The organism is Rhizobium sp. BK491 (assembly GCF_014194925.1).
Taxonomy (GTDB): domain Bacteria; phylum Pseudomonadota; class Alphaproteobacteria; order Rhizobiales; family Rhizobiaceae; genus Rhizobium.
Genome location: NZ_JACIAR010000002.1, coordinates 769,150 through 788,442 on the forward strand (window position 1 = coordinate 769,150; position 19,293 = coordinate 788,442).

22 protein-coding genes are annotated in these 19,293 nt (G+C 59.5%); 15 read left to right on the plus strand and 7 right to left on the minus strand.

All coding sequences use genetic code 11. From position 1 onward, the window contains the following. Window positions 1-35 precede the first annotated feature (35 nt). Window positions 36-656: a pyridoxamine 5'-phosphate oxidase gene (pdxH, locus tag FHX05_RS11585; RefSeq protein ID WP_112605952.1), complete on the plus strand. Its 621-nt coding sequence runs from the start codon at window positions 36-38 to the stop codon at window positions 654-656. Between the two features lie 3 nt (window positions 657-659). Here the strand turns inward: pdxH and FHX05_RS11590 are convergent, their stop codons facing one another. Then, on the minus strand, window positions 660-1,718 hold the full coding sequence (locus FHX05_RS11590; protein ID WP_183871773.1) for a polysaccharide deacetylase family protein: 1,059 nt from the start codon (window positions 1,716-1,718) through the stop codon (window positions 660-662). A gap of 227 nt (window positions 1,719-1,945) precedes the next feature. Here FHX05_RS11590 and FHX05_RS11595 point away from each other — a divergent pair, with 227 nt between their 5' ends. Beyond that, window positions 1,946-3,253: a D-alanyl-D-alanine carboxypeptidase family protein gene (locus tag FHX05_RS11595; protein ID WP_183871775.1), complete on the plus strand. Its 1,308-nt coding sequence runs from the start codon at window positions 1,946-1,948 to the stop codon at window positions 3,251-3,253. 108 nt (window positions 3,254-3,361) lie between these two features. Beyond that, a complete protein-coding gene (locus FHX05_RS11600; protein ID WP_112605943.1) occupies window positions 3,362-3,667 on the plus strand; it encodes a pyrophosphatase in 306 nt (101 codons plus the stop codon). A gap of 18 nt (window positions 3,668-3,685) precedes the next feature. Here FHX05_RS11600 and tldD read toward each other — a convergent pair whose 3' ends face one another. Next, on the minus strand, window positions 3,686-5,101 hold the full coding sequence (tldD, locus tag FHX05_RS11605; RefSeq protein WP_183871777.1) for a metalloprotease TldD: 1,416 nt from the start codon (window positions 5,099-5,101) through the stop codon (window positions 3,686-3,688). A gap of 63 nt (window positions 5,102-5,164) precedes the next feature. Continuing rightward, window positions 5,165-5,788 (minus strand): invasion associated locus B family protein, encoded by a 624-nt coding sequence (locus tag FHX05_RS11610; RefSeq protein ID WP_041677818.1) that lies wholly within the window; start codon window positions 5,786-5,788, stop codon window positions 5,165-5,167. A 340-nt stretch (window positions 5,789-6,128) separates the two neighbouring features. On the opposite strand from FHX05_RS11610, the gene coxB reads away from it, so the two are divergent. The 6 genes from coxB to FHX05_RS11640 all read left to right on the plus strand — a co-directional run bounded on the left by coxB (window position 6,129) and on the right by FHX05_RS11640 (window position 11,442). After that, complete coding sequence (gene coxB / locus FHX05_RS11615) at window positions 6,129-7,016, plus strand: cytochrome c oxidase subunit II (protein WP_132716688.1); 888 nt, start codon at window positions 6,129-6,131, stop codon at window positions 7,014-7,016. Window positions 7,017-7,029: 13 nt separating this feature from the next. Next, on the plus strand, window positions 7,030-8,724 hold the full coding sequence (ctaD, locus tag FHX05_RS11620) for a cytochrome c oxidase subunit I (protein ID WP_112397979.1): 1,695 nt from the start codon (window positions 7,030-7,032) through the stop codon (window positions 8,722-8,724). A gap of 58 nt (window positions 8,725-8,782) precedes the next feature. Beyond that, entirely contained in the window at window positions 8,783-9,742 is a 960-nt protein-coding gene (locus tag FHX05_RS11625) for a heme o synthase (protein WP_183871779.1), read from the plus strand. Then, the gene (locus FHX05_RS11630) at window positions 9,739-9,879 is read left to right on the plus strand and encodes a hypothetical protein (RefSeq protein WP_015339051.1); all 141 of its coding nucleotides are present in this window, start codon (window positions 9,739-9,741) and stop codon (window positions 9,877-9,879) included. The genes FHX05_RS11625 and FHX05_RS11630 overlap by 4 nt, the downstream gene beginning before the upstream one ends. A 9-nt stretch (window positions 9,880-9,888) precedes the next feature. Beyond that, complete coding sequence (locus tag FHX05_RS11635) at window positions 9,889-10,500, plus strand: cytochrome c oxidase assembly protein (RefSeq protein ID WP_183871781.1); 612 nt, start codon at window positions 9,889-9,891, stop codon at window positions 10,498-10,500. 63 nt (window positions 10,501-10,563) lie between these two features. Beyond that, on the plus strand, window positions 10,564-11,442 hold the full coding sequence (locus FHX05_RS11640; RefSeq protein WP_106996830.1) for a cytochrome c oxidase subunit 3: 879 nt from the start codon (window positions 10,564-10,566) through the stop codon (window positions 11,440-11,442). A 61-nt stretch (window positions 11,443-11,503) separates the two neighbouring features. Here the strand turns inward: FHX05_RS11640 and FHX05_RS11645 are convergent, their stop codons facing one another. After that, on the minus strand, window positions 11,504-12,154 hold the full coding sequence (locus FHX05_RS11645; protein WP_183871783.1) for a chloramphenicol phosphotransferase: 651 nt from the start codon (window positions 12,152-12,154) through the stop codon (window positions 11,504-11,506). A 152-nt stretch (window positions 12,155-12,306) separates the two neighbouring features. On the opposite strand from FHX05_RS11645, the gene FHX05_RS11650 reads away from it, so the two are divergent. From FHX05_RS11650 to FHX05_RS11675, 6 genes are all read left to right on the plus strand, one after another. Next, on the plus strand, window positions 12,307-12,726 hold the full coding sequence (locus FHX05_RS11650; RefSeq protein WP_183871785.1) for a DUF983 domain-containing protein: 420 nt from the start codon (window positions 12,307-12,309) through the stop codon (window positions 12,724-12,726). Further along, on the plus strand, window positions 12,719-13,480 hold the full coding sequence (locus FHX05_RS11655) for an SURF1 family protein (protein ID WP_183871787.1): 762 nt from the start codon (window positions 12,719-12,721) through the stop codon (window positions 13,478-13,480). The genes FHX05_RS11650 and FHX05_RS11655 overlap by 8 nt, the downstream gene beginning before the upstream one ends. A gap of 162 nt (window positions 13,481-13,642) precedes the next feature. Next, a complete protein-coding gene (gene ispH, locus FHX05_RS11660; RefSeq protein WP_183871789.1) occupies window positions 13,643-14,650 on the plus strand; it encodes a 4-hydroxy-3-methylbut-2-enyl diphosphate reductase in 1,008 nt (335 codons plus the stop codon). A 33-nt stretch (window positions 14,651-14,683) separates the two neighbouring features. Continuing rightward, window positions 14,684-15,649 carry a homoserine kinase gene (locus FHX05_RS11665; RefSeq protein WP_183871791.1) on the plus strand — a complete coding sequence of 322 codons (966 nt, stop codon included), beginning with the start codon at window positions 14,684-14,686 and terminating at the stop codon, window positions 15,647-15,649. Further along, complete coding sequence (gene rnhA / locus FHX05_RS11670) at window positions 15,646-16,086, plus strand: ribonuclease HI (RefSeq protein WP_095434161.1); 441 nt, start codon at window positions 15,646-15,648, stop codon at window positions 16,084-16,086. The genes FHX05_RS11665 and rnhA overlap by 4 nt, the downstream gene beginning before the upstream one ends. An 88-nt stretch (window positions 16,087-16,174) precedes the next feature. Next, window positions 16,175-16,675 (plus strand): N-acetyltransferase, encoded by a 501-nt coding sequence (locus FHX05_RS11675; protein ID WP_183871793.1) that lies wholly within the window; start codon window positions 16,175-16,177, stop codon window positions 16,673-16,675. A 48-nt stretch (window positions 16,676-16,723) separates the two neighbouring features. Here FHX05_RS11675 and FHX05_RS11680 read toward each other — a convergent pair whose 3' ends face one another. The 3 genes from FHX05_RS11680 to FHX05_RS11690 form a co-directional block, all read right to left on the minus strand. Continuing rightward, window positions 16,724-17,389 carry a YiiX/YebB-like N1pC/P60 family cysteine hydrolase gene (locus FHX05_RS11680; RefSeq protein WP_183871795.1) on the minus strand — a complete coding sequence of 222 codons (666 nt, stop codon included), beginning with the start codon at window positions 17,387-17,389 and terminating at the stop codon, window positions 16,724-16,726. Window positions 17,390-17,584: 195 nt separating this feature from the next. Then, window positions 17,585-18,475 (minus strand): dihydrodipicolinate synthase family protein, encoded by an 891-nt coding sequence (locus FHX05_RS11685; RefSeq protein ID WP_183871797.1) that lies wholly within the window; start codon window positions 18,473-18,475, stop codon window positions 17,585-17,587. Window positions 18,476-18,585: 110 nt separating this feature from the next. Next, the gene (locus tag FHX05_RS11690; protein WP_183871799.1) at window positions 18,586-19,194 is read right to left on the minus strand and encodes a LysE/ArgO family amino acid transporter; all 609 of its coding nucleotides are present in this window, start codon (window positions 19,192-19,194) and stop codon (window positions 18,586-18,588) included. Between the last annotated feature and the right edge of the window lie 99 nt (window positions 19,195-19,293).

A 19,293-nucleotide genomic window follows, 5' to 3' on the forward strand; every position in this document is an offset into this window, starting at 1 on the left:
GCGGTTATTAGGAATTGCGGAGCTTTTGAATTAATATGTCGGAAAACGAGTTAACAAGCGGTGACTTCACCGAGCAGAACGAACCTTTCAGCCTCTTTGCGTCCTGGCTGCGTGAGGCGGAGACCACCGAACCGAACGATCCGAATGCGGTAGCGCTGGCAACGGTGGATAAGGATGGTTTGCCAAATGTCCGCATGGTTCTTCTGAAAGGTTTCGATAGCGACGGATTCGTATTCTATACAAATTTCGAGAGCCAGAAAGGCCAAGAAATTCTTTCCCAGAAGAAAGCCGCCATGTGCTTCCACTGGAAGTCGCTGCGTCGCCAGGTGCGTTTGCGTGGCCTGGTTGAAGTGGTGAGCGATAAGGAAGCCGACGAATATTATAAGACAAGACCCCGCGGCAGCCGCATCGGGGCATGGGCCTCAAAGCAGTCGCGCCCTCTGGAAGGCCGCTTCGCGCTGGAAAAGGCCGTTGCCGAATATACCGCTCGTTACGCGATCGGCGATATTCCGCGCCCGCCTTATTGGTCCGGCTTCCGCATTCGGCCGCTGTCGATCGAATTTTGGCACGACCGCCAGTTCCGACTGCACGATCGTATCGAATTTCGTCGCGATGTGCCCGAAGGCGCCTGGCAAAAGGTGCGGATGTATCCGTAAACCTTATGCCGGCTCCCGGCGCCCCATCAGCCGCATGGGGATGCCGGATGCAAGCGCCGACGCATAGCGGGGCTTCTGGTAATGGCCGTTCAGCGATAGCCGCGGCAGCAGCAGCGGTGCATTGCCATTTGTCGTCGTGATCGTGCCGGGGCGCGTGGTGACGCCGACGGAAAAGCCGAGCTCTGCCGCAAGCCGGCCCTCGCGCGGCGAGACGGCCTCGTTCGTGCCATAGGGGTAGGCGATTGTGGTTGGCCGCTTTCCGGTAATGTCGGCGACATAATCGGCCGAGAGTGCTATTTCCGCGGCCGCCTCCGCCTCGGGGAGCCTTGCCAATGCTCGATGGCTCACCGTATGGGCGCCGAGCGAAGCAAGCGGATGGCGCGCGAGCTGCCGCAATTCGTTCCGATCCATGATCGATGCACGGACGATGTCGAGCGGCTCCAGGCCATGACGCCGGGCAAGCTCATCGATCCGGCCGACGGCTTCGCTTTCTTCGTCGCTGTGGACGAAAGCGGCGAAGCGGGCGAATGCGGCATGCCTCTGGCTGTCCTTGCCGAGTGGCAGAAACTCGTCTCCTGATCCGAAATCGAATGTCACCCGATCCAGCCGGCTAAGCAGCTCGGCCAGCGTCTCCCACCATATGCTATGGGTCCGCTCCGAAAGCCCCTGGGCGATGAAGACGCTAAAGGGCACCTCGTGGCGCGCGAAGATTGGCAGAGCGTGGTCAAGATTGTCCCGGTTGCCGTCATCGAGCGTGAGGGCGACGAAGGGTGGTCTGCCGGCAGCCTCTTTTGCCCGTGACGGAAGAGCGTCGAGTGCGATGAACTCGTAACCGTCCTGTTTCAGCCGGGCGATCGCCTGATCGAGAAAGTCGGGCGAGACCTCCAGATGCGCATTGGGCGCAAAACGGCGGGGGAGGGCGGGGCGGACGTGATGAAGGGTGAAGATAGTGCCGAGGCGGGCAACGTCGCGCATTAGTCCCGCACCCTTCAAGATTGCGGCGGCTTCAAGTCCGCTTGAGATCATCGTGCGCTTGAGGCGGACCTTGATGCCCTGTTCCATGCGGCTCGACCCGGTTGACCAATGTCAACGCTGTAGCGCATCCCCGTTAAACCTTACTGAATCTTTGTCATAATTTCCAATGCGTTAATGCTTATTTTACCAGGAAAGGCAAAATTGAAGAACTATCGAGGCTGTTGCCTCAATATCGCACCGGTATCAGGCTTTTTGTCGCAAAATCGTACAGGGATTGATGCGGTGTGTTGGCATTCTTTCGGTTGGGGACAATTATGAAACGACTTCTGATGGCTTTGTCTGCGGCCGTCTTGCTGTTGAGCGCTCCCGTGGCGAGCTTCGCTGGCAGCGCCTATTTCATCATGGATGCAAAGACCGGCAACGTGCTGGCATCCAGCAATGCGGATGACCTCAACCATCCGGCATCGCTGACCAAGATGATGACACTATACATGACCTTCGAAGCGATCCACCGCGGCAAGCTGAGCTGGAATACCCGGATCCCGGTTTCGCGCTTCGCCTCTGCCAAGCCGCCCACCAAGCTGGGCCTCAAGCCCGGCGGCACGGTGACCGTCCGCGAAGCCGTCGATGGCATGATCATCAAGTCCGCCAACGACGCCGCAACCGCCATGGCGGAAGCACTTGGCGGCAGCGAAAGCGGCTTTGCGCGGATGATGACGCAGAAGGCGCGCGAACTCGGCATGCGCCGCACCACCTTCCTGAATGCCTCGGGTCTTCCGAACATGCAGCAGTGGACGACGGCGCGAGATATGTCGACGCTCGCCGTCGCGCTCATCAACAACTATCCCCAGGAATACCGGCTCTTCTCGCAGACGAGCTTTAACTACCGCGGCCATTACGTGCGCGGCCATAACAATCTGATGTATCGCTATGAAGGCATGGACGGTATCAAGACCGGCTATACCAATGCCTCCGGCTTCAACCTCGTCAGCGCCGTGCGCCAGGGCAATCGCCGCGTGATCGGCGTCGTCATGGGCGGCGCCACCGCGCGTGGCCGCGATGCGATGATGGCATCGCTGTTGGATCGTTATGTGCCCAAGGCAAGCCCCGTCGCGACATCGCGTCTGCTGGCGAGCGTCGGCGGGGGCAAGATGGCCAAGCAGATTGAAGTGGCGTCTGTATCGGACGATGTTGCCGTGGATGTCGACACGCAGACCACCGCAGCCACCCCGCGCAAACGCGCAGAGGTCGTTCCGATGGCATTCGCTGCCGCCTCGAACGTCACCGTGCCGATGGATCGCCCGGCTGCGATGGACGAGATCCTCGTCGACAACAAGCAGCCGGCAACCGCCAGCAAGCCGGTCGTATCCGGAAGCTGGCAAGTGCAAATCGCGGCGACGCCGACCGCCCAGGCTGCCAAGGATCTTCTCTCGGAAGCGAAGTCCAAGGCCGGCAATGCCCTCGCCAATGCCTCGCCCTATACCGAGGCCGTCGGCAAGGGTGCCAGCACGGTCTATCGCGCCCGCTTCACCGGCTTTGCAAGCCGCGACGATGCGAATTCCGCCTGCTCTGCTTTGAAGCGTAAGGACTTCGATTGCATGCTGCTGCCGAGCAAGGGCTGAGCGTAATCTTGAATTGGATAAACACGAGCCGGCGGAGCGATCTCCGCCGGCTCGACTTTTTGACGGGAATCGTTCATTGATGTCTAGAACATAAAGGGAACGATTTCGATGCTGAAAGATCTGATGGAGCAATTCGAAACGGCTTCGGCACGCTACGCCGCCGATAACGGCATGGAGCGTGACGACGATTGGTTCGTGCTGAAACTCCAGGAGGAGATGGGCGAGCTGATCCAGATCTGGAACAAGGTCACCGGCCGTGGGCGGCGCAAGGGCATGAGCGATGCGGAACTGGCGACCGCACTTGCCGACGAAACGGCCGATGTGCTCGGCCACATTCTTTTATTCGCGCATCGCAACGGCCTGGATTTGACCGCTGCGGTGGAGCGCAAATGGCGTTTTCGTCCCGAGGCGTGATAAGCGCCTCAAGAACGATTAGGTCTTGGTGCCGCCCACCGTGATCTGGTCCATGCGCAAATGCGGCTGACCAACGCCGACCGGAACCCATTGGCCGGCCTTGCCGCAATTGCCGATCCCGGTATCGAGCTTCATGTCGTTGCCGATCATCGAAACGCGCTTCATCGCATCCGGGCCGTTGCCGATCAGCATCGCGCCCTTGATCGGAGCGCCGAGCTTGCCGTCCTCGATGAGATAGGCTTCGGTGCAGCCGAAGACGAACTTGCCTGAGGTGATATCCACCTGGCCACCGCCGAAGGAAACGGCGTAGATGCCCTTCTTCACCGAGGCAATGATTTCCTCCGGCGTCTTGTCGCCGCCGAGCATGTAGGTGTTGGTCATGCGCGGCATCGGCGTATGGGCATAGCCCTGGCGGCGGCCGTTGCCGGTCGCCTTCATGCCCATCAGCCGCGCATTCTGCCGGTCCTGCATGTAGCCGATCAGCTTGCCGTTCTCGATCAGCACGTTGTAGGCCGATGGCGTGCCTTCGTCGTCCACGGTGATCGAGCCGCGGCGGTTCTCGATCGTGCCGTCATCGACGACGGTAACACCAGGAGTGGCCACCATCTGGCCCATCAGGCCGGCGAAGGCCGACGTCTTCTTGCGGTTGAAGTCGCCTTCGAGCCCATGCCCGACGGCTTCGTGCAGCATGACGCCCGGCCAGCCGGAGCCGAGCACGACGTCCATTGTGCCGGCGGGTGCCTCGATCGCCTCCAGATTGACAAGCGCCTGACGCAGGGCCTCGTCGGCGCCGTAGTGCCAATTGTCCGCTGAGACGAAATCACCGAAGCCGATCCGGCCGCCGGTGCCGAAGGAGCCGGATTCCTGTCGGTCGCCGTCACCCACGATCACGGAGATATTGACGCGCGTCATCGGCCTCACATCGCGAACGCGATGACCGTCAGCGCGCAGAATGTCGACCACCTGCCAGCTGGCGGCGATGGATGCCGTCACCTGACGCACCTTGTCGTCCTTGTCGCGCAGATAGTTGTCGATCCGCTGCAGTAGCTTTGCCTTCTCCTCGAAGCTCGGCGTGCCGATCGGGTTCTCGTCGCCATAGAGCACCTTGTTGGTGCGCTGGGGCGCGGCCGCGTAGGAGCCGGCATAGCCCGATGTCACCGCGCGCACCGCGTCGGCGGCGCGCTTCAATGCGGCCTCGGAAAGATCCCCCGCATGGGCATAGCCCACCGCTTCGCCGGCGACGGCACGAAGGCCGAAGCCCTGCTCGGTGTTGAAGCTGCCGCCCTTCATCCGGCCATTGTCGAATGTCAGCGATTCCGCCTGGACATGCTCGACGAAGAGCTCGCCGTCATCGGCGCCGGAAAGAGCTTCGGCAACGATGCCGCGCAGCTTGGCTTCATCGGCATCAAAAAGTGTAAGGAGATCGGTATTCATGGATCAGGTGCTCCGTTCAGAGCCGATGTAGGCTTCGCACCGCGCAAGAGCAAGCCCATCCGGTCAGGGAAGGGCGTCGTAGCCGTCCGCAAAGCCCTTCAAATCCACAGGGATGCCGATGCCTTCTTCCGGCGACTGGAAGACGATGAAGGTTGCTGTGGCGCCGCTGCGCAGCGTCTTCAGCAACTGGTCCTCCAGCACAACTTCGGCATAGCAGCCATCGGAGAAGCAGCGCACGAAATAGGCGCGGCCGATATCCTTGCCGTCGATATTGAGGCCGAGACCGTTTGGCAGCAGCACGCCGAGCGGCGCCAGCACGCGCAGGATCTTGGACTTGCGGTCAGCCGTCTTCAGCACGACGACGGACAGACCGATTTCCGGACGATCCTCGGCGATCACGTTCTGCATCAGCGCGCACTGCTCAGTCGCCGCGCCTGCCGGCTTGTCGCACACGACGGACCATGCACCGTGGCTGGACCGGACCGTACCCGGCGGTTGCGGAACCTGGCTTGTAGGCACCTGCTGCGTATGCGGCTGCTGCTGGCCCGGCTGGTCCGGCTGCAACTGTTGGGTCTGCTGCGCCGGCGGCTGAGTCTGCTGGCCCTGCTGCGCCCATGCGGGTGCGGCAACTGCGGCAGCGACGCTGCCGGTAACGAGCAAAAGCCGGGCGAGGGAACGAAAACCCATGGAAACCTCTAGATTCGAATCAGTGCCGCTATTGTTGAAGCCCAGGCCGGCAAATGAAAAGCCCCGGCTGCTGGATTCCAACCGACTACGGCGGAAATACGACGTCTACTCCATTTTGTCCCGGCGGCGCCATGGACCGCGATGCAATTTTTCGTATGATGATGAAATGCTTGCCATGTCCGCGACAAGCAGAGGGGGATATTCGCGCAAAAATGCCGCACTAACAAATGTCGTGAGTTGTTGCGGAGCACCCCAAACTGTGGTTTGAAGCGCAATGGATTGTAGGGATACTGCGTTTGAGGAAGATCTGGGATCAAACGCTGGAGGGAGAGACATCGTGATGAAAAGAGCTTACGCGGCTCTGGCGGCTATGATCTGTCTGCTTTTTGCGACAGGTAGCTACGCCGATCAGCCGAGACCTTGGGAAACCGGTATGCAGCAGGCGGCGACCGGCAACATGCATCAAATCCGCTGGTTTGAGGCATACACGCTTTGGTTTATCATTCCGATCACGCTGCTTGTTCTGGTCCTGCTGGTGGTGGTCATGGTCAAGTTCCGGGCGTCCAAGAACCCGGTTCCGTCCAAGACGAGCCACAACACGCTGATCGAAGTCGTCTGGACCATCGGACCGGTCCTCATTCTTCTCTTCCTGGCTATCCCCTCCTTCAATCTTCTGACCGATCAGCTGACGTTCCCGGAAAAGACGGATGTCACCGTCAAGGCGACGGCGACGCAATGGCAGTGGAATTATGAATATGAGGGCAGTGGCGCGACGCCGGTCGCCTTCGATTCCTTCATGCTGAAGGAGCAGGACCGCGCCGCCGCCGGCAAGGACGACAAGTCGAAATATCCGCGGCTGCTCGCCGTCGATAACGAAATGGTCGTTCCCGTCGGCAAGAACGTGCGCCTTCTCATCACCGCCGCACCGACCGACGTCATCCATTCCTTCGCCTTGCCTGCATTTGGTGTCAGGATTGACGCCATTCCGGGCCGTCTAAACGAAACCTGGTTCAATGCCGACCGCGAAGGCCTGTACTATGGACAGTGTTCCGAGCTCTGCGGCAAGGATCACTCTTTCATGCCGATCGCCATCCGTGTCGTCTCCGACGATCAGTACAAGCAGTGGCTTGCCGCTGCTGCAACCGATGTCGGCAAGGCGAACAAGGCTCTGATGGCCGCCGTCGACCAACCGACGACCGTCAAGGTCGCGGAAAACACGGCGAAGTAAGAGGGTAGGAACAATGGCTGGATCCAAGGCACACGACGATCACTCGCATGATCTTCACGACGCCCACGCGCACGACGATCATCATGCACACAAGCAATCTTTCGCTGATCGTTGGCTATTTTCGACGAATCACAAAGACATCGGCACGCTCTATCTGATCTTCGCGATCTTTGCGGGCGTGATCGGCTTCCTCCTTTCCGTTGCTATCCGCATGGAATTGCAGGAACCCGGCATCCAGATCTTCAGCGGTCTGGCATCGATGGTCTATGGCTTTTCGGGCGATGCCGCCATCGATGGCGGCAAGCAGATGTACAACGTCTTCGTCACCGCCCACGCGCTTATCATGATCTTCTTCATGGTCATGCCGGCGATGATCGGCGGCTTTGCCAACTGGATGGTGCCGATCATGATCGGCGCGCCGGATATGGCTTTCCCGCGCCTCAACAACATCTCCTTCTGGCTGCTCGTTCCGGCCTTCCTGCTGCTCATCCTCTCGATGTTCGTCGAAGGCCCGGCAGGCGCTTACGGCGCGGGTGGCGGCTGGACGATGTATGTACCACTGTCAGGTACGGTCGGCCATCCCGGCCCGGCGATCGATCTGGTTATCTTCGCGCTGCATATTGCCGGTGCCTCCTCGATCCTCGGTGCGATCAACTTCATCACCACGATCCTGAACATGCGCGCTCCCGGCATGACGCTGCACAAGATGCCGCTGTTTGCCTGGTCGGTTCTGATCACCGCCTTCCTGCTGCTTCTGTCGCTCCCGGTTCTCGCCGGCGCCATCACCATGCTGTTGACCGACCGCAATTTCGGCACGACCTTCTTTGCGCCGGAAGGCGGCGGTGACCCGCTGCTCTACCAGCACCTCTTCTGGTTCTTCGGCCATCCGGAAGTCTACATTCTGATCCTGCCCGGTTTCGGCATGATCAGCCACATCATCTCGACCTTCTCGCGCAAGCCGATCTTCGGCTATCTCGGCATGGCCTACGCCATGGTCGCGATCGGCGCCGTCGGCTTCGTCGTCTGGGCCCACCACATGTATGTGACCGGCCTGTCGCTCGACACGCAGCGTTACTTCGTCTTCGCGACGATGGTCATCGCGGTTCCGACTGGTGTCAAGGTCTTCTCATGGATTGCGACGATGTGGGGTGGTTCGATCCAGTTTCGCACGCCGATGATCTGGGCACTCGGCTTCATCTTCCTGTTCACGCTCGGTGGCGTCACCGGCGTCCAGCTCGCCAATGCCGGCCTCGACCGCGAACTGCATGCGACTTACTTCGTTGTGGCACACTTCCACTATGTTCTGTCGCTTGGCGCCGTCTTCGCCATCTTCGCCGCCTGGTACTACTGGTTCCCGAAGATGACCGGCTACATGTACAATGAACGGATCGGCAACTGGCACTTCTGGATCACCTTCGTCGGTGTGAACATGGTGTTCTTCCCGCAGCACTTCCTGGGTCGTGCGGGCATGCCGCGCCGCTACATCGACTATCCGGATGCCTATGCCGGCTGGAACTTCGTCTCCTCCATCGGCTCCTATGTCGCAGCCGTTGGCCTTTGCTTCTTCTTCTGGGGCGTTATAGATGCCTTCGCAAAGAAGCGCGTCGCAGGCGATAATCCCTGGGGTGAGGGCGCAACCACGCTCGAGTGGCAGCTGTCGTCGCCGCCGCCGCACCATCAGTGGGAAGAGCTGCCGCGCATCAAGTAGCTCATTTCCGGACGCCGTGATAAGCGGCGTCCGGTTCAACGGATAATTGGAAGAAAGAATGACGGTCATCGACAATCACGAAGCGCTCGCAAAGCAAGGCGAAACCGGCCTGTCGGAAGCGGGTGCGCGCGATTATTTCGAGCTTCTGAAGCCGCGCGTGATGTCGCTGGTCGTCTTCACCGCCTTTACCGGCCTCGTATTGGCTCCCGGCCATATCAACCCCGTTCTCGGTTTCATCGCCATCCTCTGCATTGCGGTCGGCGCGGGCGCATCCGGCGCCTTGAACATGTGGTACGACGCCGATATCGATGCCGTCATGACCCGCACCAAGAGCCGGCCGATACCTTCGGGCCGTATCAATCCATCGGAAGCGCTGGCCTTCGGCCTGGTGCTGTCGGGCTTTTCGGTGACGATCCTCGGTCTTGCGATCAACTGGCTTTCCGCCGGCATTCTCGCCTTCACGATTTTCTTCTATGCCGTCGTCTACACGATGTGGCTGAAGCGCTCGACGCCGCAGAATATCGTCATCGGCGGTGCTGCCGGCGCTTTCCCGCCCGTCATCGGCTGGGCATGCGTCACCGGCAGCGTGCCGGTCGAAAGCATTGTGCTCTTCCTCATCATCTTCCTGTGGACGCCGGCCCATTTCTGGGCACTGGCACTCTTCAAGATGGGGGATTACGAGGCCGTCGGCGTACCGATGCTGCCGAATGTCTCCGGCATCCCAACAACGAAGAATCAGATCGTCGTCTATGCGGTGCTGACCGCCATCTTCGGCGTCGTGCCGGCTTTCATAGGCTTTGCGAGCTTCGGCTATGGCGTCGTTGCAGCGGTGCTCGGCGCGATCTTCGTGCACTGTTCCATCGCCGTCTGGCGCATGGCCGATGGCGACGTGAAGATGGTGCCGGCAAAGAAGCTCTTCGGCTTTTCCATTTTCTATCTCTTTGCGATCTTTTCCGCGCTGCTGATCGACCGGCTCGTTGCCGTGCTGATGTCGGGTGGTGCCGGAGGCTGGCTATGATAGAGCTCGTCAAGCTGACTGAGGCGCAGAAGAAGTCGCGGCGAGGGCGCAACATCGCGCTCGGCCTCGTGCTTGCCGGTCTGGTGGTGCTGTTCTACGCGATCACCATCATCAAGGTCGGTTCCGGACACGTTTGAGGAGGCGTCATGGAGGGGGAGGTCACAAAAAGCACGAGGAACGGCACCCGTAGCAACGGGATGATCGTTGCCATGTGCCTGAGCTTCGTCGTCGGCATGAGCGCCATGTGCGCCGCCGCCGTGCCGCTCTATCGCATGTTCTGTCAGGTGACGGGCTATAACGGCACGACGCAGCGCGTCGAGCAGGTGTCGAACCTCGTCCTCGACAAGCAGATCCAGGTTTCCTTCGATGCCAACGTCGCGCCCGGCCTGCCATGGGATTTCAAGCCGCTGCAAAAGTCTGTAAGCCCGAAGATCGGCGAGACGGTCGAGGTCAAGTTCCAGATCGAGAACAAGTCGGACAAGATGGAGCGCGGCCAAGCGATCTTCAACGTCACGCCGCTCGAAGCCGGGGTCTATTTCAACAAGGTCCAGTGCTTCTGCTTCAACGAGACGGATCTCGCGCCCGGCGAAAAGCGCGAGATGTCAGTGGTTTTCTATGTCGATCCCGAGATCGCCAAGGCTCCGGAAACCAAGACGATCAACGCGCTGACACTGTCCTATACCTATTATCCACGGGAAGGCGCAAAGCCCGTGGCATCCAATGACGGCGTTACGAAGCCGGTGGAAAAAAAGCTTTGATGGAGAGTGCTTTTCGGTCTGACCGGAAGCAATATGGGAAAAAGTTATTCGGGGATTGCTGATATGGCCGAAGTGCATCAGAGAAAACACGATTATCACATTATCGATCCCAGCCCGTGGCCGATCATTGCGGCCTTTGGAGCCTTCGTGATCACCTTTGGCGGTGTCTGCTTCATGCGCTACCTGAACGGTGGCGCGCTGCATCTGTTCGGAATCAATTTCGCCCAGCCCTGGCTGTTCTTCATCGGTCTCGCCGTGGTCCTCTATGTCATGTATGGCTGGTGGGCCGATACGATCAAGGAAGCACATGAGGGCGCGCATACCCGCGTCGTCTCGCTGCATCTGCGCTACGGCATGATCATGTTCATCGCCTCGGAGGTGATGTTCTTCGTCGCCTGGTTCTGGGCCTATTTCGATGTCAGCCTGTTCCCGAACGAGGCGATCCAGGCATCGCGTACCGCCTTCCTCGGCGGCCAGTTTCCGCCGAAGGGCCTTGAGGTGCTCGATCCCTGGCATCTGCCGATCTACAACACGATTATCCTGCTTCTGTCGGGCACCACGGTTACCTGGGCGCACCATGCGCTGCTGCATGGCGACCGCAAGGGGCTGATCCAGGGGCTGACGTTGACAGTTCTGCTTGGCGCCTTGTTCTCCTGCGTCCAGGCATACGAATATGCGCATGCCCCCTTCGCGTTCAAGAACTCGATTTATGGCGCAACCTTCTTCATGGCGACCGGCTTCCACGGTTTCCACGTTCTGATTGGCACGATCTTCCTGCTGGTCTGCCTGGTCCGCGCAATCCGCGGCGATTTCACGCCGAAGCAGCATTTCGGCTTCGAGGCGGCCGCCTGGTACTGGCACTTCGTCGACGTGGTCTGGCTGTTCCTGTTCTTCTGCATCTACATCTGGGGCAGCTGGGGCGCACCGCTCGCGGCCGGCTGATCGCTATCGATCTTTCGAAAGCAAAAGGCGGGCGCTCAGCGTCCGCTTTTGTCTTGTACCCTCAATACCTTGAGGCAATTCTCTCGAATGCAGTGGGATGGGGCGGGTCTTCGGCAAGCAATTGGCGGATTTCTTCGGCGCAGGCTCTAGGGCTACTCATCGACGTATCGACTTCCAGATCGTAGATCCCCGGTCGATGAACCTGCTCCTGCCAGGCAATGACCGGCGCGGGGGCTGGCATGCCAGCCTCGACCTTGACGTAAGTGCCCTGTCTTTCCGGACTTTCGGCGAGCCGCCGCTCCATCACGACATCGAGTGGGCAGCGCACGCCGACGAACAGGACGGGCAGACCTGCCAGAAGCCGGGCGCAGTCGGGGAGAATGCCGAGCGGTTGCGAATAGCTGTCGTGATGACCGAACTCGGCGATGACATTGAGCCCCATGCGGCTATGCGCGGCGATCGACGCATAGAGTGCGGCATAAAGGCGCGCAACCAGCGGCTCGAGCTCAGGCCGCTCGCCGCCGGGACGCAAGCCGATACCAGGACGGTAGCGTGGAGGCGTGATATGCCGCACATAGGTGTCGACGCCGAGATTGAGCCAAACGCCCTCGAAATCAGCCTGTATCGCCCCGACGATGCTGCTTTTTCCGGATCGCGGCGCGCCATTGAGAATGATGATCTGACCAAGAGGCGAGCCTTCGCTGGTTGCCATGAATCCAATCCTTTCTGCATACTTTTCCCGGGCTGCTGGCGCGGCGTATCTGCGCTTTTCGATTGGACGGACGCGCACATCGCGGTTACTGATAGTGACAGGGGCGAGATCGATAGGTTAGCCCGCAATGGCAGACTGATCGAGACAGAACTTTGACCTCAGAGCAAGACAAGACGCCGGACAAGACATCCCATAGCGACAGCGCTCTCTTTGCACCCGTCGATCCGTTCAAGGTCGGCATACAGGGATGTTGTCCGCGTTGCGGCCAGGGCAAGCTCTTCGACGGATTATTGTCGCTCAAGCCGCGCTGTGCCGCCTGCGATCTCGATTACGCCTTCGCCGATGCAGGTGATGGCCCTGCGGTCTTCGTAATCCTGATCGTCGGTTGCATCATCATCGGTTCGGTCTTGTGGATGCAGATCAATTATGCGCCGCCGATCTGGGTCTACATAGTACTGTTCGCCCCGCTGACGATCATTCTTTCGCTATTGTCCCTGCGCTGGTGCAAAGGCATCCTGATCGCCCTGCAATATCGCAATAATGCAGCCGAAGGGCGCGTCCACCGTGACTGAGTCCGCAGTGCCTGTGCGCCGCGCCGATCCCTTGCGGCAGATCGCCAAGGCACTGCTTCTGCTCGTTGCCTTCGTCATCCTGATCGGGCTCGGCACCTGGCAGGTCGAGCGACTGCAGTGGAAGGAAGGCCTGCTGGCCGATATCGCCGCGCGCAAGGATGCACCCGCCATACCTTTGTCGGCGATCGAGGCCATGGCGGCATCCGGCGGCGACATTGAGTATCGCGTCGTCACGGCGACTGGTCATTACCTCAACGATAAGGAGCGGCATTTCCTCGCCACCCACGATGGCGATCCCGGCTATCACATCTACACGCCTTTGCAGCTCAACGATGGCCGCTTTATTTTCGTCAATCGAGGCTTCGTTCCCACCGAGGCGAAGGACCCCGAAAGGCGCAAACAGGGTGAATTGACGGGTGAACAGACCGTTATCGGCCTCGCTCGGGCAAAACTCGTGGACCGGCCCGACGGCATGCCGGACAATGATCTCGGCAAGAACATCTTCTTCTGGAAGGATCTGGACGCCATGGCCTCCAGCGTCGGCCTGCCGAAGGACAAGGTGCTGTCCTTCTTCATCGACGCCGACAAGACGCCCAATCCGGCAGGTCTGCCGATCGGCGGCGTCACCATCATCGATCTGCCGAACAATCACCTGCAATATGCGGTGACCTGGTATGGGCTGGCAGCGGCGCTGGCAGCGATCGTCGCCATATCCTGGTGGCGCAAGCGCCATCCGGACGCGCCCCGACAATAGAGGCATGCAATAGAATAGCTTCATTTCGATGGAATATTCGGCTAGAGCATGATCCCAAAAAGTGCGCAGCGGTTTTTAGATAAGATCATGCGGACTGAATGGAGCAGGCGGCAGGGCAGCCCTATCTATGGCTCAGCCATCGTCGCGCATTTCGGAAGAGATATGAACATAGCTGTTTCCAAACCTGACCTGACCATCCGGCTCTGCGGGCCGCGCGGCTTCTGCGCCGGCGTCGACCGCGCCATTCAGATCGTCGTTCTGGCACTGAAGGCCTATGGCGCGCCGGTTTATGTCCGCCACGAGATCGTCCATAACCGCTATGTCGTCGAGGGGCTGGAGGCCAAGGGCGCCATCTTCGTCGAGGAGCTGGATGAAATCCCGGCCGAACATCGCGCCCAGCCCGTCGTCTTCTCCGCGCATGGCGTGCCGAAGTCCGTGCCGGCCGATGCCGATGCGCGCAATCTCTTCTATCTCGATGCCACCTGTCCGCTGGTCTCAAAGGTGCACAAGCAGGCCATGCGCCACAATCGTCTCGGCCGCCATGTCATCCTGATCGGACATGCCGGCCATCCGGAAGTGATCGGCACGATGGGCCAGCTGCCCGAAGGCGCCGTGTCATTGATCGAGACGGTCGAGGATGCCGATGTCTACGAGCCTGCCGATCCCGATAATCTCGGTTTCGTGACGCAGACGACGCTCTCGGTTGACGATACCGCCGGCGTCATCGCGCGGTTGCAGGAGCGCTTCCCCAATCTCACGGCACCGGCTGCCGATTCGATCTGCTACGCCACGACGAACCGCCAGGAAGTAGTGAAGGAAGCCGCTCCGGGCTGCGATCTCTTCATCGTCGTCGGCGCGCCCAATTCCTCCAATTCCAAGCGTCTCGTCGAAGTGGCGCTCCGAGCAGGAGCGAAGAAATCCGTTCTCGTCCAGCGCGCGGCCGAGATCGATTGGGACAATATCGGCGATATCCAGACGGTTGGCCTCTCGGCTGGTGCATCTGCGCCAGAAGTCATCGTCAACGAGATCATCGAAGCTTTCCGCGCTCGCTATAATGCCGTGGTGGAACTCGCTGAAACTGTGAAGGAAACGGAGAATTTCCTCGTCAATCGCGAGCTTCGCAGTATAGAGCTGACGACAGCAGACATGGCTTTCGTCAACGGCGAATAGCCGACCCAAGGCGCTCAAGTTCAGGACTGTTTCGTGGCCGTTTATACCGATATTACCGAAGACGATTTGAAGTGGTTCCTGACCGAATATGATGTCGGCGAGTTGCTCTCTTACAAGGGCATTGCCGAAGGCGTCGAGAATTCGAACTTCCTGCTGCATACCAGCCGCGATCCGCTGATCCTGACGCTCTATGAAAAGCGCGTCGACAAAGGCGACCTGCCGTTCTTCCTGGGGCTGATGCAGCATCTGGCAAGCCGCGGCCTGTCCTGCCCGCTGCCGCTGCCCCGCCGTGACAGCGAATTGCTCGGCCATCTCTCCGGCCGCCCTGCCGCCCTGATCTCTTTCCTTGAGGGCATGTGGCTGCGCAAGCCCGAAGCGCATCATTGCCGCGAAGTCGGCAAGGCGCTGGCCGCCATGCACATTGCTGGCGAGGGCTTCGATATCCGCCGTCCGAATGCGCTATCCCTCGAGGGCTGGCAGACGCTCTGGGAAAAATCCGAGGCACGCGCCGACGAAGTCGAAGCCGGTCTGCAGAACGAAATCCGCAGCGAACTCGATTTCCTAGCAAAGCATTGGCCGAAGAACCTGCCCGAGGGTGTCATCCATGCCGATCTCTTCCCGGACAACGTCTTCTTCCTGGGCGACATGCTGTCTGGTCTGATCGATTTCTATTTCGCCTGCAACGATCAGCTCGCCTATGACGTCTCGATCTGCCTCAATGCCTGGTGCTTCGAGAAGGATCATGCCTACAACATCACCAAGGGCATGGCGCTGCTGGAGGGCTATCAGAGCGTGCGGCCCCTGAGTGTAACAGAAATCGCCGCCCTGCCGACGCTGGCCCGCGGTTCGGCGCTGCGCTTCTTCCTGACGCGGCTCTATGATTGGCTTACGACGCCCGCCGGCGCTCTCGTCACCAAGAAGGACCCAATCGAATATCTGCGCAAGCTGCGCTTCCATCGCCAGATCGCCTCCGCTGCCGAATACGGGCTGAAGGCATGAAGCACGTCGATATTTTTACCGACGGTGCCTGCTCGGGCAATCCCGGCCCCGGTGGCTGGGGCGCGGTGCTTCGCTATGGCGAGGTGGAAAAGGAACTCTCCGGCGGCGAGGCGGAGACGACCAACAACCGCATGGAGCTGATGGCGGCGATCTCCGCACTCGGCGCCCTGAAGAGCCCATGCGAGGTCGATCTCTATACCGACAGCGTCTACGTCAAGGATGGCATCACCAAGTGGATCTTCGGCTGGAAGAAGAACGGCTGGAAGACAGCGGACAAGAAACCGGTAAAGAATGCCGAGCTCTGGCAGGCGCTGGACGAGGCCTATAACAGGCACAAGGTGACGCTGCACTGGGTCAAGGGCCATGCCGGGCACCCGGAGAATGAGCGCGCCGACGAGCTGGCGCGCAAGGGCATGGAGCCGTTTAAGCGGAAATAAATCTCTTATATCCTCCGTTCCCGCTCGCAAGTGCACAGCCGCCTACGCGTCTGCAAGTACGGAATTGCCAACCGACGGGAGATGAAAAATGGAAATCCGCTCAGAGCAGCCGAGAGACGCGGAAGCGATTCGCCGTATAACGAAGATGGCCTTCGCCTCGATCGAGCACAGCAGTCAAACCGAAGCGCAAATCGTCGATGCTATTCGCAACGCCGGGGCGCTGACGATTTCCCTCGTCGCGATCGAGGATGGAGAAGTCCTCGGACATATCGCTTTCTCGTCTGTTACGATCGATGGAAAAGATTGCGGCTGGTACGGGCTTGGCCCGCTCTCGGTGACGCCTAGTCGCCAGAAACACGGCATTGGCAGTGCGCTTGTTCGCGAAGGTCTTTCGCGTCTGACGAAGATAGATGCCAGAGGCTGCGTCGTTCTTGGTGATCCGGATTACTACAAGCGTTTCGGTTTCGACAATGATCCCGGCCTGGTACTCAATGGAGTACCTGCCGAATATTTCATGAGGCTGGTCTTGAATGGGGGCGCCGTGCTCTCGGGACGCGTCGACTATCATGAGGGCTTCAGTGCGACTTGATGCTGGCTGTGACCGGAGCGGACGGGACGACTTTCACGCTCATAGCCATCAAAGCGGATAGTTCGAATAGATCATCTTGAGACTTGGATCATTGGCGATACTGACCGGAGTGACCAGGCTCTGGTTGAGAATATATCGGTAGCACTGATCGAAATCAAAATCGCGCTCCGTGCATTCGCTGTCACGCTTCCATCGTGACTGGACCAGCTTTCTGACAAGCATATTGTTGATGTTCAGCTCCGATATTTTCTGCACCTTGCCGATCTCCATACCTACGGCCTTGTAAGCGAGATAGGGCAATTCGCTGCAGTAGATCGCGTCGTTGTTGAAGGAGAAGAAGAGGTCGTAGGGTTTGCCGTAAAGCGTGCTGGAATAGGATAGGAGTTGCCGAGCTATTTCAGGCGTGAGGCGTTGATCACGATAGATCGCAACCCGCTTCAGCAGACCGCGATTTACCCAAGCGTGTAGGGGCGTTTCCCTGACCTTTGCTGCGGCCTCGATGACCGTGATAACGCCATGCTCATTCTTTATGATGCCCATATGCGAAAAGGCTGAACCGGTCGCGAATATGATGGCGCTTGATTGGTCGCTGGTCGATGTCTGAAAAATCAGATCACCATCCTTGAGAGGTGGATAGTTGCCACCAGCAGTGGCATAGAGTGTTCCTGCGACAAGGCAGACGCACAGGATCGCGGCGGCTATCGGTTTCTTCATGCCATCCCCGGAACCGATTGAAAGTTTTTGATCAATTTGCCTTCGTGAAAGAACCCTTCGCGCTGAAAAATGGCATCTGGAAGGCCGGCAACAAAGCAGATGACGATTCCGCCGCAATCCCGGCGAGAGTCATCGAGTGGATACCCCTAGAGGCGCGGATATAAGGCAGAGATTGCCGCGTCGCACAGGACTCGATCACATCAGAATGTGATCGAGCGCGCTTCTTACTTTCAGCTTTTCGGCGGCGGGTAAAGGCAGGATCGGGCGCGGCGGATCGATCCTGCAAAGATCGAGCGCTTCCGCAATCGCATACATAACGCGGAAGCTGCCGAACTCTTTGAACAGGCTCCATAGCGGCTGGAATTTCTGATCGAGCCGTTCGGCTTCGGCGGTGTTGCCTGCTTGGGCCGCCCTTGTGAGCGCCAGCGCTTCGACGGGCAGAAGGCCGGCGACGACGCTGTACCAGGCGTCGGCACCGGCTAGCAGTCCGGCCGCCGCTCCCCAGTCGCCGCTATAGCCAATGGAGAAATCCTTTGGCGTTTCCTCGCGCAGAAGTGCCATCTCTCCCTTGAAATCGTTCTCCGGCGGCAACGGCATCTTCACCGCCGTGATATTCGCCACTTTTGCTAGCCGCGTAATCAGCGCATGACTGAATGTGAATTTCGTCGTGCCGGGATTGTTGTAGATGCAGAGCGGCAGATCGCCCGCATCCGCGACTGAGATGAAGTGCTGGTAGACCTCTTCCTCCGTGAGTGGTGTATAGGACATGGGGGCCAGCAGCAGCCCATCTGCGCCAGCCGTCTTGGCATCACGCGCCAATACCTGAGCTTCGTCGGTTCGCAGCGCTCCAACCCCAACGATGACGGGGATCTTGCCGCCGACGCTTGTCATTGCCGTCTGTACGGCCCGCCGGCGCTCATCGCGTGACAGGAAGGCGTAACCGCCGGTACTGCCGAGCAACCCGATGGAATCAACGCCCGCCAGTTGGATGCGTTCGAGCAGGCGGGCGAGCACTACAATATCAACGTGTCCGGAAGCATCGGTGGGGGTAATCGGAAAGGCCGAAAGGCCGGTAAAGAGTGTCACGATTGTTTCCTTCTCTGTCAGGCTTCGACCCGCGATAGCGCTCGAAAAGCAGAAGCTGAAATCGTCCTACGCTGAGCGTCGTGTGACTGTCCATGAATATGCCGCAGAAATCATACTCCGCGCAGCAGCTTGGTGGCGATCATCCACATCGTAAGAGCAATGAGCGTTTCCAGAATGCGCCAGGACGCGGGTTTCGCGAAGATCGGCCTCAGCCACCTCGCGCCAAAGCCGAGCGAAAAGAAGAACAGAAAGGAGCCCGTCATGGCACCCGCTGCAAATGAAGCCTCGTTCCCCGGAAACCGGGTCGAGATCGTGCCAAGCAATACGACAGTATCGAGATAGACATGCGGGTTGAGCCAGGTGAGCGCGAGGCACATAGCGAGCGTCTGCCGGAAGCTTGATGATTTCGCCTCTCCGGCGGCCAGCACCGCGGACGAAAGAAAGGCGGAGCAGAGGCTCTTGGCTCCGTACCAGATCAGGAAGGCCGCTCCTGCATAGCGCATGACTGGATCGAGCCAGGGCAGCAGCGCGGAGATCTGGCGGAAGCTCGTCACCCCGAGGATGATGAGCGCTGCATCGGAGAGCGCGCATGCGAGGCACACAGCGAATACATGCTCGTTGCGAAGGCCCTGACGCAGGACGAAGGCGTTTTGCGCGCCGATCGCGACAATCAGGCTGAGCCCCATCATCAGGCCGGTTAGATAGTTCGAAAAATTCATGCTCAGAGCAATTCCAGGAAAAGTGCGAAGCGGTTTTCCGTCCGGAATTGCGCAAGAACGAAAGGCTCTAGCGAAATGCTCCAAAACGAATGAGCATTT